Origin of the sequence: Pantoea sp. 18069, assembly GCF_902706035.1 — a bacterium.
Classification (GTDB): Bacteria; Pseudomonadota; Gammaproteobacteria; order Burkholderiales; family Burkholderiaceae_C; genus Comamonas.
Genome location: NZ_CACSJA010000104.1, coordinates 1 through 640, shown reverse-complemented (window position 1 = coordinate 640; position 640 = coordinate 1). Strand labels below are relative to the sequence as shown.

Below are 640 nucleotides of genomic sequence, written 5' to 3'. Positions count from 1 at the left end.
CAGGGTATCGAGCAGCAGCGCGTTCTCCTGGGCATCCAGGGCCAACGGAGGCCGCACCCGGCTACGGTGTGCCGATCAGGCCCAAGCGATGCGCTTGGGCCCGTTGGCGGGCCGGCACCCCGCGCGGCAGGCCCAGGGCCCGACAGGCGGCACCGATGCCCAGCAGCGGCGTCAACTCTTGCACGGCGGCGATCACGGCAAGCCGCCGGTGTCGTCGATCGGATTGCCCAGCAAGGCTGCAAGTTTTTTTGGACGTCGATCACCAGCAGCGCCTTGTCCAGGCGCTGCTTGAAGTTGTCGCGCTCGCGGGTGAGCTGGGCGATGTGCAGCGCTTCGGCGCGGTGGGGATCAGCCTTGGGGCCACGCTTGACGGGCGCCAAAGCGGCCAGATCGGCGACTTCGCGCTGGCGGCGCCAGGTGCTCAGCGACGACGAGTAAACGCCCTCTCGGCGCATCAGCGCGCCTATCTCGCCGGGCTTCGTGCAGTTGTCGGCAGCCTGCAGAATGCGGCGTTTGTCGGCGTTGGAGAACGTACGGCGGCGCGCTCGCGGGACTACCTCGGAGTCGGCGGTCGGTTGGGCCGCTGCAGATGCGCCCGGATCGGACAAATTCTTCACTGCGTGCATCGGGACCTTGGGTT

At 68.3% G+C, this 640-nt stretch carries 1 protein-coding gene; it reads left to right on the top strand.

The window, feature by feature from the left end:
- Positions 1–248: 248 nt before the first annotated feature.
- A partial coding sequence (locus GVL12_RS25760; protein ID WP_159918386.1) for a hypothetical protein occupies positions 249–640 on the top strand: 392 nt, incomplete at its 3' end.